Genomic DNA, 11,557 nt, shown 5'->3' on the forward strand with positions numbered 1-11,557 from the left:
GGGTTCAGCCCTCCGTCACTTCGAGGCCCATCGAGCGGGCGCTGCCTTCGATGATCTTCGTCGCCTGTTCGAGATCGTTCGCGTTGAGATCCTTCATCTTGATCTCGGCGATTTCGGCTAGCTTCGAACGGGCGATCTTGCCGCCGCTGATCTTGCCGGGTTCCTTCGAACCCGACTTGAGGTTCGCAGCCTTCTTGATCAGATAGGTCGCCGGAGGCGTCTTGGTGACGAACGAGAAGCTCTTGTCCGCATAGACGGTGATGATGGTGGGCGTGGGCGTGCCCTTGTCCATGCCATCGGTCGCGGCGTTGAACGCCTTGCAGAATTCCATGATGTTGACGCCGCGCTGACCGAGCGCCGGCCCGAGCGGCGGCGACGGGTTGGCGGTGCCGGCGGGCACCTGCAGCTTGATGTAGCCGCTGATCTTCTTGGCCATGATGGCCTCCTTTCTTTCTGTCGCCCCGGACCGCGATCCAGAGCTCAAAATAAGCGGTCGAACAGAAGGGCATCACGCCTTCCTCCCGCGCGGAATCGCAACCTTGTCTGATGCGAAGCGGCGCCCATAAGACCAAAGGCGCCGAAAAACAAGCCTTATTGGGGGCGGTAGCGGATCAGGCCTTCCTGCGCGACGGTGGCCATCAGCGTGCCGTCGCGGCGATAGATCGATCCACGGCACAGCCCCCGGTCGCCGCCCGTCCACGGGCTGTCCATCACGAAGACGAACCAGTCGTCGACGCGAACGTCACCGTGAAACCACATCGCATGATCGAGGCTGGTCGACACCATGCCGGGCGTCCAGAAACTGACGCCGTGCGGCAGCATCGCCGAAGACAAGAGCCCCATGTCCGACGCGAAAGCGAGAAAGCCGCGGTGGAGCAGCGGGTCGTCGCCGATCGGCGACGCGACGCGGAACCACTGATAATGCTGCGTCGCCTTTTCGGCGGCGGGCGGCCGAAAGCTGCGCACCTCGAACGGGCGGCTGCGTGCCATATGCGCGAGTTGGCGGTCCGAGATATGCGGGTCGGCCGCGATGAAGTCGGTGAAATCCCAGCAATCCTCGGGCGGCAGCAGCTCGGGCATCGGAACCTGATGTGACAGCCCTTCCGCAGGCAGCTGGAACGAGGCGGTCAGGTTGAAGATCACCTTGCCGTCCTGGCGCACGACGACGCGGCGGTTCGAAAAACTGCGGCCGTCGAAGTCGCGGTGGAGGCGGAAGTGCAGCGGTTTGGTCTCGTCGCCGCCGCGCAGGAAATAGGCGTGCAGCGAATGCACCTGCTTGTCGGGATCGACCGTGCGCGCGGCGGCGGTCATCGCCTGCGCGATGACCTGCCCGCCGAAAATCCGGTCGCGCGAGGTGGTCGGCCGCGCGGGAAAGGTGAATTCGTCGTCGAGGCCGGGCACGGCGTCGAGATCGAACAGACGGGCCACCGCGCCGACGACCTTGTCGGCGGGCGTGCTGCTGTTGATTTCGCGCGCAAGATCGAGGCGCGCCTGCAGCTCTTCGGGCGTGAGTATGGTCATGACGACAGCCTAACCCCTGATCCGTCGCCCCCGCGAAGGCGGGGCCGCTGTCGACATAGCGCAAGGCTGCCGACGGCCCCCGCCTTCGCGGGGGCGACGTTACTTGAAGCGTTCGACCTGTTCGAAGTCGAGTTCGACCGGGGTGGCGCGACCGAAGATCGACACCGACACCTTGACCCGCGCCTTTTCGAAATCGAGTTCCTCGACCAGCCCGTTGAAGCTGGCAAAGGGACCGTCGAGCACCTTGACCTGATCGCCGATTTCATAATCGACGCGGATTTCGGTCTTCGGACGCGCCGCCGCCTCTTCCTTGCTGTTGAGGATGCGCGCGGCTTCGGCCTCGCTGATCGCCTGCGGCTTGCCCGACGAACCGAGGAAACCCGTGACCTTCGGCGTGTTCTTGACGAGGTGATAGACGTCGTCGGTCATCGTCAGCTTGGCGAGGACATAGCCGGGGAAGAATTTGCGCTCGGCCTGGACCTTCTTGCCGCGCTTGACCTCGGTGACGGTCTCGACCGGCACCTCGACCGCTTCGACGAAGTCGGTGAGGCCCATGCGTTCGGCTTCGGAAAGCACCGAATCGCGAACCTTGTTCTCGAAACCCGAATAGGCGTGAATGATGTACCAGCGCGCCATGTCTATCCGTATCCTGTCCCTGTAACCGCGGGCGTTAGCGCGCGAGCGACGTCAGCCAGCTGACGATCGCGTTGAAAACCGTGTCGACGCCAAGGAAGAAGAGCGAAAGGATCGTCGTCATGATCAGCACCATGATCGTCGTCTGCACCGTTTCGCGGCTCGTCGGCCAAACGATCTTGCGAGCTTCGGCGCGCACCTGATTGATGAACTCAGCCGGGCTGGTCTTGGCCATGTCGATCGTCCTGTCCTAATAGCGTCAATGATCCGGGCCAGATGGGTTGCCGCCGCCCACGCGTCAAGCGCGCTTTGGGCAAGTGTCCGCCCACCCTCCCCGAGCATGTCGGCGAAAGGCGGAAGGGGAACGGCGCATCTGTCCGAATGAAGCGGCCTTTACTTGGGCAGCGCCGCGATTGCAAGCGCGGGCGCACGGGTGAATTCGCGCTGCATCCAGAGCAAGAGGCCGACCATCAGAATCCACGCGGTCGTCGGTTGCAGCGCGAAGATCAGGTGCAGCTCGCGCGCCGCCGCCTTGCCGTTTTGCGGGTCGAAGCCGACGAGGTCGAGCGCCGCATAGCTGACCGCGATCGCGGCGGCGACGCCGAATTTGGCCATCAGGTTCAAAAGCGCGAAGAGGAAGGCCGACCGATTGCGCCCGCAACGCTCGCTATCGCGCGGAATCAGGTCGGCGAGTATCGAATAAGTGAAGAGCAGCCCGACAAAGCCGGTGCCGAGCATCAGCGAAAAGCCGACCGCCTGCCCCAGCCCGCGCGGCTGCTGCGCCAGCGTCGCGACGAGCAGGCTGGAGATCAGCAGCCCCATCGCGATCATCATCGGCGGCTTGCCGAAGCGGCGCGCGAGGAAGGTCCAGATCGGAGACGCGAGCGCCCCGCCAATGAAGCTCGCAAACAGCAGAACGGCGCTCTGCGCATCGAGGTCGAGCACCGCGGCGGCGAAGAAGACGAAGAGCGACGTCAGCGACCCGAAGGCGAAGCTGTTGAGGAACTGTACCCCGAGCAGCAGCATCAACGGACGGAACGACAGCGACGTCCGGATTTCATGCCGCCATCCGAAGCCGGCTTCGGCCACCACCGTCCGCGGCGGCACGCGGCGGATCGCCAAGAGCGCGATCGGCACCAGCAGGAGGAAGAGGCTGGCGTAGGCGATGATCCGCCCTTGCAGGCTGAGCCCCGGAATAAGCAGCTGCGCCGCGGCAGGCGCGGCGAAAGCGAGGATCAGCGCGATCTTCGCGAACCAGTCGCGCATGCCATAGAGAAGCGCGCTGTCGGCCGGCGTGCGAACGAGCGCGGAGCCCCACGACAATTGCGCCACCTCATAGAGACTATAGCTTGAGTAAAAGAGCACCATTATCAGGAAGAGCGCCGCAAAGGGTAGCTGGTTGCCGACGGTCACGAGCGCAAGCAGCAGCAGCGACAGGGGAAGCAGTGCAAGCAACATCCAGCGCCGGTGCGCGCCGAGCCCGGTCCGAACGCGATCGACCGTTGTGCCGATCAGCGGATCGACCACGCCGTCCCAGATCGTCGTGAGCGAAAAGAGCAGCCCGACCAGCGCGACCGAAATCGCCCCGCCCTCGGCGATATAGGGCGGCAGATAGACGCTGAACGGCAGGCCGAGCATAACCGTCGGCCCCGCGGTGGCGGCATAGGCCGCGACGGCGCGCGGCCGCAGATCGGAGGTTTCGTCGGCCGGGGCGGCCGATGGCAGGGCGGTACTGGCCAAGATGCGACGCTCCCGAAACGGAAGCCGCAAGCTTTCAGCTATTTACAATTGTGTCAACAACAACCGGCGGGTCGCCTACCGAATCTTGAAGTGCGACAGGAACGGCTGGAGGCGCCAGTCAATCTGTTCACTATCGAGCCATTCAACCTCGATCCCCATCAAGGTGTTCAACATCGAATCGCCGACGACGATATCGAAGAACAGGCGCGCGGCGGCGTCCGGGCGGTCGATCTCGGCCTTGCCGGTGGCCGCCCATTCGGCGAACAGTTCGATCAGTTCCTCGAGCGCGGGCACATGAAGGTCGAGGTAGATCTGCATCGCGAATTCATGGTCGCGCAGACTTTCGGAGATCAGCATGCGCATCAGGCCGACAGCGTGCGGCGATTCCATCAGCTCTTTCTGGCGATGCGCGTAACGCTTCAGGATGTCGACACTCGACAGTCCCCGAATCGCATCGTCATCGAGCGACCGGAGCATGGCTTCGTCGCACCAGCGCGTCGCGATCGCGCGAAGCAGCCCCTGCTTGTTACCGAACAGTTCATAGAGCGTCGCGAGCGAGCCGCCCGAGCGCTTGACGATCTCGGCAAGGCTGGTGCGTTCATAGCCCTGTTCGAGAAACAGCGACTCGGCGGCGTCGAGAATGGCGCTTTGCCGCCGTTCGCGTGGTGAAGAATACCTATCCATTTGACATAAAGTCGATTCCGGCGTGCCCAATTATGCCCCCCCTCTCTTGCCCTTTTCTGTAATTTAAATTACACGACCCCTCAGCGCAAGCTTTTGCGTATATAACAATCCCGCACAACTGCGATTTTTCAGGGGTCCTTATGAGTCGCGTCCGTCCTCTCAGCTGCGCCGCCGGCGCTGCGCTGGCTTTTTTGCTGGCCGCCTGCTCGTCCGAGGCGCCCCCCGCGCCCCCGCCGCCCGAGGTCAATATCGTGACCGTCCGCACGCAAGCCGTGCCGAACGTGATCGAACTGCCCGGCCGGGTTCAGGCGTATCGCACGTCCGAAGTCCGCGCGCGCGTCAACGGCATCGTCGAGCGGCGGCTGTTTAACGAGGGCAGCTACGTGCGCGCCGGGACGCCGCTGTTCCGGATCGACCCGCGCGAGCTGATCGCGACCGCCAATGCGGCGCGCGCGCAGCTTGCCCGTGCGCAGGCGACCGCCGCCAACGCCCGGCAGGTCGTCGGCCGTTACCAGCCGTTGCTCGCCGACCAGGCGATCGGCAAGCAGGAATATGACGCAGCGGTCGCCGCGCAGCGCACCGCCGAAGCCGATGTGGCGGCCGCACAGGCCAATCTGGAATCGGCGCGCCTCAACCTCGGCTATGCGTCGGTCACCGCGCCGATTTCGGGCCGCGCGCGCCGCGCCGAGGTTACCGAGGGTGCGCTGGTGAGCGCGTCGCAAGGCACGCTGCTGACCACGATCGAGCAAATCGACCGCGTCTATGTCAATTTCGGCCAGTCGAGTTCCGACCTTTTGGCGATCCGCGGCGACATGGGATCGGGCAAGGTGAGCGTGCCGGAGCTCGAACGCGTCGAGGTCCAGCTGATCCTCGAGGACGGCACCGCTTATCCGGTCGTCGGCCACCTCGACTTCCTCGACCTCTCGATCGACGAAGCGACGGGCACCGCGGCGCTGCGCGCCGAATTTCCCAATCCCAATTCGGCGCTGCTTCCCGGCCAGTTCGTCCGCGCACGCATCTTTGCGGGCAATCGCGCCAACGGCGTGCTGATCCCGCAGCGCGCGGTCAAGTTGGCGGAGGACGCGGCGAGCGTGATGGTGCTCGACGCCAAGAATGTCGCGACGCCGCGCCCGGTCAAGCTGGGTACGATGGTCGCGGGCCAGTGGGCGATCCTCGACGGGCTGAAGCCCGGCGACCGGGTAATCGTCGACGGGCTGCAAAAGGTGCAGCCGGGTGCGCCCGTCCGCGTCGCGCAGCCCAAGGGAACGGCGTCAACCCCCGCGGCGAAGCGCTGACCTGACATGACCCCCCGCTTTTTCATCGACCGGCCCATCTTCTCCTGGGTCATCGCCATCGGCATCCTGCTGGCCGGGATCATCGCGCTGCGCGGCCTGCCCGTAGAGCAATATCCGTCGGTCGCGCCGCCGTCGCTGACGATCAGCGTCACCTATCCGGGCGCCGACGCGGGCACGCTCGAACAGAATGTCACGCAGGTCATCGAGCAGGAACTGAACGGGGTCGAGGGCTTCCTCTATATGGCCTCGACCAGCGAATCGAATGGCACCGCCTCGATCACCCTGACCTTCGAGGCGGGGACCGACATCGACAATGCGCAGATGGAGGTGCAGAACCGCCTGCGCCGCGTCGAGCAGCGCCTGCCCGAGGATGTGCGTCGCCAGGGCATTTCGGTGACCGAGGCCAATTCGGGCTTCCTGCTGATCGTCGCGATCACGTCGAAGAGCGGCGACACCGACCCGATGGAGGTCAACAATTTCGCCAACACCCGCGTGCTCGACGAGCTCAGGCGCGTAAACGGGGTCGGCAACGTCCAGGCCTTTGCCCCCGAATATGCGATGCGCATCTGGCTCGATCCGCAAAAGCTCGCGTCCTACAACCTCTCCGCCGCCGAAGCCTTGGGCGCGGTGCAGGAGCAGAACAGCCAGACGCCGGGCGGCCAGCTCGGCGACCAGCCACTCGCCAAGGGCGCGCAGCTCAACGCCGTGATCACGACGCAGGGCCGCTTCACCAAGCCCGAGCAGTTCGAAAGCATCATCCTGCGCGCCAATCCCGACGGGTCGGCGGTGACGCTGGGCGATGTCGGCCGCGTCGAGCTGGGCGCGGCGAGCTATCTCTTTTCATCCGAACTCAACGGCAAGCCGATGGCGGGTCTCGCGGTCCAGCTGACCCCCGGCGCCAACGCGCTGTCGACCGCCGAAGGCATTCGCGCGCGGATGGACGAGCTTTCGAAGGGCTTCCCACCCGACATCACCTGGTCGATCCCCTATGACACGACTCCCTTCATCAGCCTGTCGATCGAAGAGGTTGTAAAGACGCTGGCCGAGGCGATGCTGCTCGTCTTCCTCGTCATGTTCCTGTTCCTCCAGAACTGGCGCGCGACGGTGATCCCGACCGTCGTCGTGCCGATCGCACTCGCGGGCGCGTGCCTTGGCCTGTGGATGTTCGGCTTCTCGATCAACGTGCTGACGCTGTTCGGCATGGTGCTGGCGATCGGTATCCTCGTCGACGATGCGATCGTGGTGATCGAAAATGTCGAGCGCATCATGAACGAGGAACATCTGCCGCCGTATGAGGCGACGGTGAAGGCGATGGGACAGATCACGTCGGCGATCATCGGCATCACTTTGGTGCTGATCGCGGTGTTCATCCCGATGGCCTTCTTCCCCGGATCGACCGGCGGCATTTATCGCCAATTCTCGATGACGCTCGCGATCTCGATCGCCTTTTCGGCGCTGCTCGCGCTGACGCTCACGCCTGCGCTCTGCGCGACGCTCTTGAAACCGCACGACCAGACCGCGCGCAAGGGACGGATCGGGGCATTTTTCGACCGCTTCTTCGGCCGCTTCAACGACTGGTTCGGGCGCACCACCGACCGCTACCAAGGCGGCGTGGGCAAGATGCTGGCGGCGCCGCTGCGTTGGCTCGGCGTCTTCGTCGCGATGGTCGCGGTGACCGCATTGCTCTTCTTCCGCTTGCCGGGTTCCTTCCTGCCGCAGGAGGATCAGGGCTATCTGATCACCGTCATTCAGGCGCCGCCGGGCGCGACGACGCAGCGCACCGGCGAGGCGACGAAGCAGGTCAAGGCCTTCTTCGCCGAACAGCCGCAGGTCGCCAACATCGTGCTCGTCAACGGCTTCAGCTTCTTTGGCCAGGGTCAGGCGAATGCGATCATGTTCACGCCGCTGAAACCCTGGGAGGACCGCCCGGGGAAGGAAAACAGCGCCGATGCGATCGCGGGCAAGGCGATGGGCACCTTCATGGGCATCAAGGAAGCGTTCGTCTTCTCGCTCAGCCCGCCGTCGATCCCCGAACTCGGCACGTCGAGCGGCTTCACCTTCAAGCTGCAGGACCGCGGCGGCAACGGGCGCGACGCGCTGATCGCCGCGCGCAACCAGATCCTCGGCGGCGCGATGCAGAGCAAATTGCTCGCCAACGTCCGCCCCGAGGGGCAGGAGGATGCGCCGGTGCTGAAGCTCGACATCGACCGCATCCAGGCGCGCGCGCTCGGCCTGTCGATCGGCGACGTCAATGCGACGCTCGCGATCAGCTTCGGCAGCGCCTATGCCAACGACTTCACCCGCGAAGGCCGCGTGCTGCGCGTGCTGCTCCAGGCCGACGCCGCGAGCCGCATGACGCCGCAGGACGTGCTCGATCTGCGCGTGCGCAGCGCGAACGGCGGCATGGTGCCCTTCGGCTCGTTCAGCACCGCCGAATGGTCGGCCGAGGCGCCGCAGCTCCAGCGCTATAACGGCTATCCCGCGATGACGATCTCGGGCGAGCCCGCGCCGGGCCAGTCGACCGGCGAGGCGATGGCCGAGATGGAGCGGCTCGCAGGCGCGCTTCCGGCCGGCTTCGCGTTCGAATGGACCGGCATTTCCTATGAAGAGAAGCAGTCGGCGGGCCAGATCGGCATGTTGCTCGGCCTGTCGCTCGTCGTCGTCTTCCTGTTGCTCGCCGCACTTTACGAAAGCTGGTCGGTGCCGGTCGCGGTGCTGCTCGTGGTGCCGCTCGGCGTGCTCGGCGCGGTGCTCTTCTCGATGCTGCGCGGGCTGTCGGCCGACATTTATTTCAACGTCGGCCTGATCACGATCATCGGGCTTGCGGCGAAAAACGCGATCCTGATCGTCGAATTTGCAATCGAGCAGGAAGCCGAAGGCAAATCGACGCTCGATGCGGTGATGAAAGCGGTCAAGCTGCGCCTGCGTCCGATCATCATGACCAGCCTCGCCTTCATCCTCGGCATGGTGCCGCTCGTCATCGCGAGCGGTGCGGGCGCCGCGAGCCGCATCGCGGTCGGTTCGGGCGTGATGGGCGGGATGATCGCCGCGACGTTGCTCGGCATCTTCTTCATCCCGCTCTTCTATCTGTCGGTGCGCAAATGGCTGAGCCGCAAGCGGCCCCCTGCCCCCGCCGAAAAAGGCCATCATGAGGAGCCCGGCCATGCGTAACCTGATCGCGCTCGCCGCGGCGACGACGCTCGCCGGCTGCGTCAACATGGCACCGAAGCACGAGCGCCCGCCGCTGTCGACTGCCACCGACTATCCCGCCGAATTCGCCGGCGACGTGACGCTCGGCCAGCGGGCGGCCGACGTCGCATGGCGCGACTTCTTTGCCGACCCGCAACTCGAGGTGTTGATCGAGCAGGCGATCACCCGCAACCGCGACCTCGCCGTCGCCGTGGCGCAGATCGAGGAAGCGCGCGGGCTCTACCGCATCCAGGACGCCGATCGCCTGCCGACCGTGGGCGCGAGCGCCGATGCGACGCGCTCGCGCAGCCAGTTGGTCCCGGGCACCGGGGCCTCGACCACCAACCGCTATTCGGTCGGCGTCGGCGTGACCTCGTTCGAGCTCGATTTCTGGGGGCGGGTCAAGAATCTGTCCGAAGCCGCGCGCAGCCAGTATCTCGCGACCGAACAAGCCGAGCGCGCCTTCCGCCTCGCGCTCGTGCGCGACGTCGCCTCGACCTATTTCTCGTCGCGCGGCGCCGAGGAGCAGATCGAGCTCGCCGAAGCCACGGTGACGAGCCGCAAGGAAGGGCTGCGCATTGCGAAACGCCGCCTTGACGCCGGCGTGACCTCGGCGCTCGACTATCGCCAGTCGGAGACGCTGTTGACGCAGGCCGAGACGCAGCTCGCGAGCCTGAAGCTCGGCAAGGCGCAGGCCGATAATTTTCTCGCCGTGCTCACCGGCGGGCCCGTCGCGGGTCCCCTGCCCGCGCCGCTGCCGCTCGTCGCGCAGGCGCAATCGCCGGCGCTGACCGCCGGGCTGCCGTCGGACCTGCTCGTCGCGCGTCCCGACATCGTCGCGGCCGAGGAACGGCTGCGCGCCGCGCGCGCCAATGTCGGCGCCGCGCGCGCGGCCTTCTTCCCGTCGATCTCGCTGACCGGCAATCTCGGCTTCGCGTCGGGGTCGCTCGACAATCTGTTCAGCGACGACGGTTTCGGCTGGAGTTTCGGCCCGTCAATCACGCTGCCGATCTTCGATTTCGGACGCAACAAGGGCAATCTGACCGTCGCCGAGGCGCGCGAGAATATCGCGGTCGCGACCTATGAGCGCACCGTGCAAGGCGCCTTTCGCGAGGTCGCCGACGCGCTTGCCGGGCGCCGCTACCTCGCCGAACAGGTCGAGGCGCAGGAGCGCGGCACGCTCGCGACGCGGCAGATCGCCGACCTTGCGCGCAAGCGGTATCGCGAAGGCGTTTCGACCTATCTCGAAGTGCTCGACGCCGAGCGCAATCTGTTCGCGTCCGAACAGACGCTGATCGAACTCCGCCGCGCGCAGGTCGACAATCTGGTCACGCTCTACGTCGCGCTCGGCGGCGGGCTGGTCGAGCGCCGCTGAGGCCGGCATTATGAGCGCCGATGCCCCGGCTCTGCTGAAGGATATTCTCGGGCCTCAGGCGCTGGAGACGATCGCCGATGCGGGGACGGCGGCGGCCGCGCGCTTCGACCGCGGTGCCTTCCTGCGCGCGGCGTCGCACGGGCTTGAGGCGCTGTCGATCATGGAGCGCGTGCGGCATATCGCAGACGCGCTCCATCCGGCGCTGCCCGGCGCATATGCGGACCGCCTTGATGTTCTCCGCGCGATGGCTCCACGCTTGACCCACGGATTCCAGGCGATCGCGATCAGCGAATATGTCGCGCGCCACGGGCTTGCAGACTTCGATGCGTCGATGGATGCGCTCGCGGACCTGACGCGCTTCGGCTCCGCCGAATTCGCGATCCGCCCCTTTCTGGTGGCCGATAGTGCGCGCGCGCTGGCGACGATGACCCGCTGGAAGAACAGCGATGACGATCATGTCCGCCGGCTCGCGAGCGAGGGCGCGCGGCCGCGCCTGCCGTGGGCGGCGCGCGTGCCGGCGCTCAGGGCCGATCCGACGCTGGCGGCGCCGATCCTCGAGGCGCTCAAGGCCGATCCCAGCCTTTATGTCCGCAAATCGGTCGCCAACCATCTGAACGACATCGCCAAGGACCGGCCCGAATGGTTGCTCGCGCGCCTCGCCGGCTGGCCGCAGGAGGATGCACGCACGGCATGGATCGTCCGCCACGCGCTGCGCACGCTGATCAAGCAGGGTGACCCCGGCGCGCTCGCGCTGATCGGCGTCGGCCATGGCGCGGCGGTGCGCGTGCGCGATTTCGCCATCGTTCCCGCGACGGTGCGCCTTGGCGACCGGATCGCGATCGGCGCCGAAATCCTGTCGGATTCGCCTGACAATCAACCGCTGGTCGTCGATTACCGCATTCATTACGCCCGCGCGGGCGGCAAGACCGCGCCCAAGGTGTTCAAGCTCAAGAGTTTCGAACTCGCGGCGGGCGATACCGCCACCCTCCGTATCAACCAGACGATCCGCGATTTCAGCACGCGGCGCCATCATCCGGGGCGGCATGAGGTCGAGCTGATCGTCAACGGCCGGACGATGGCGACCGCGGCGTTCGACCTGGTACCGAGCTGAGGCCCCCGC

General features: G+C 65.8%; 10 protein-coding genes. 4 read left to right on the plus strand and 6 right to left on the minus strand.

Annotation, left to right across the window (positions count from 1 at the left end; all coding sequences use genetic code 11):
* Positions 1-4: 4 nt before the first annotated feature.
* The 6 genes from rplK to OVY29_RS08115 all read right to left on the minus strand — a co-directional run bounded on the left by rplK (position 5) and on the right by OVY29_RS08115 (position 4,578).
* Positions 5-436, minus strand: a complete 432-nt coding sequence (gene rplK / locus OVY29_RS08090) for a 50S ribosomal protein L11 (protein WP_037554038.1) — start codon at positions 434-436, stop codon at positions 5-7.
* 155 nt (positions 437-591) lie between these two features.
* Positions 592-1,521 (minus strand): acyl-CoA thioesterase, encoded by a 930-nt coding sequence (locus OVY29_RS08095; protein WP_052182050.1) that lies wholly within the window; start codon positions 1,519-1,521, stop codon positions 592-594.
* 99 nt (positions 1,522-1,620) lie between these two features.
* Positions 1,621-2,157: a transcription termination/antitermination protein NusG gene (gene nusG, locus OVY29_RS08100; RefSeq protein ID WP_037554037.1), complete on the minus strand. Its 537-nt coding sequence runs from the start codon at positions 2,155-2,157 to the stop codon at positions 1,621-1,623.
* 34 nt (positions 2,158-2,191) lie between these two features.
* Positions 2,192-2,389, minus strand: coding sequence for a preprotein translocase subunit SecE (gene secE / locus OVY29_RS08105; RefSeq protein ID WP_037554036.1), 198 nt, complete (start codon positions 2,387-2,389; stop codon positions 2,192-2,194).
* Positions 2,390-2,547: 158 nt separating this feature from the next.
* Complete coding sequence (locus tag OVY29_RS08110; protein ID WP_037554035.1) at positions 2,548-3,894, minus strand: MFS transporter; 1,347 nt, start codon at positions 3,892-3,894, stop codon at positions 2,548-2,550.
* 75 nt (positions 3,895-3,969) lie between these two features.
* The gene (locus tag OVY29_RS08115) at positions 3,970-4,578 is read right to left on the minus strand and encodes a TetR/AcrR family transcriptional regulator (protein ID WP_037554034.1); all 609 of its coding nucleotides are present in this window, start codon (positions 4,576-4,578) and stop codon (positions 3,970-3,972) included.
* Between the two features lie 140 nt (positions 4,579-4,718).
* Between OVY29_RS08115 and OVY29_RS08120 the strand changes: the two genes are divergently transcribed.
* Genes OVY29_RS08120 through OVY29_RS08135 form a run of 4 tightly spaced genes read left to right on the plus strand, consistent with a single transcriptional unit; the run spans position 4,719 to position 11,548 of the window.
* Entirely contained in the window at positions 4,719-5,873 is a 1,155-nt protein-coding gene (locus OVY29_RS08120) for an efflux RND transporter periplasmic adaptor subunit (protein WP_037554033.1), read from the plus strand.
* A 6-nt stretch (positions 5,874-5,879) separates the two neighbouring features.
* Positions 5,880-9,044 carry an efflux RND transporter permease subunit gene (locus tag OVY29_RS08125; RefSeq protein WP_313911159.1) on the plus strand — a complete coding sequence of 1,055 codons (3,165 nt, stop codon included), beginning with the start codon at positions 5,880-5,882 and terminating at the stop codon, positions 9,042-9,044.
* A complete protein-coding gene (locus OVY29_RS08130) occupies positions 9,037-10,437 on the plus strand; it encodes an efflux transporter outer membrane subunit (RefSeq protein WP_081932983.1) in 1,401 nt (466 codons plus the stop codon). The genes OVY29_RS08125 and OVY29_RS08130 overlap by 8 nt, the downstream gene beginning before the upstream one ends.
* Positions 10,438-10,447: 10 nt before the next feature.
* Positions 10,448-11,548 (plus strand): DNA alkylation repair protein, encoded by a 1,101-nt coding sequence (locus tag OVY29_RS08135; RefSeq protein ID WP_037554031.1) that lies wholly within the window; start codon positions 10,448-10,450, stop codon positions 11,546-11,548.
* Positions 11,549-11,557 lie beyond the last annotated feature (9 nt).

This window comes from Sphingopyxis sp. SE2 (genome assembly GCF_032227185.1).
GTDB lineage: Bacteria > Pseudomonadota > Alphaproteobacteria > Sphingomonadales > Sphingomonadaceae > Sphingopyxis.

Excerpts from the sequence above, each read along its gene's own strand:
- nusG (WP_037554037.1), bottom strand. The coding sequence starts at position 2,157 with ATGGCGCGCTGGTACATCATTCACGCCTATTCGGGTTTCGAGAACAAG.
- OVY29_RS08125 (WP_313911159.1), top strand. The coding sequence starts at position 5,880 with ATGACCCCCCGCTTTTTCATCGACCGGCCCATCTTCTCCTGGGTCATC.
- rplK (WP_037554038.1), bottom strand. The coding sequence starts at position 436 with ATGGCCAAGAAGATCAGCGGCTACATCAAGCTGCAGGTGCCCGCCGGC.
- OVY29_RS08135 (WP_037554031.1), top strand. The coding sequence starts at position 10,448 with ATGAGCGCCGATGCCCCGGCTCTGCTGAAGGATATTCTCGGGCCTCAG.
- secE (WP_037554036.1), bottom strand. The coding sequence starts at position 2,389 with ATGGCCAAGACCAGCCCGGCTGAGTTCATCAATCAGGTGCGCGCCGAA.
- OVY29_RS08130 (WP_081932983.1), top strand. The coding sequence starts at position 9,037 with ATGCGTAACCTGATCGCGCTCGCCGCGGCGACGACGCTCGCCGGCTGC.
- OVY29_RS08095 (WP_052182050.1), bottom strand. The coding sequence starts at position 1,521 with ATGACCATACTCACGCCCGAAGAGCTGCAGGCGCGCCTCGATCTTGCG.
- OVY29_RS08120 (WP_037554033.1), top strand. The coding sequence starts at position 4,719 with ATGAGTCGCGTCCGTCCTCTCAGCTGCGCCGCCGGCGCTGCGCTGGCT.
- OVY29_RS08115 (WP_037554034.1), bottom strand. The coding sequence starts at position 4,578 with ATGGATAGGTATTCTTCACCACGCGAACGGCGGCAAAGCGCCATTCTC.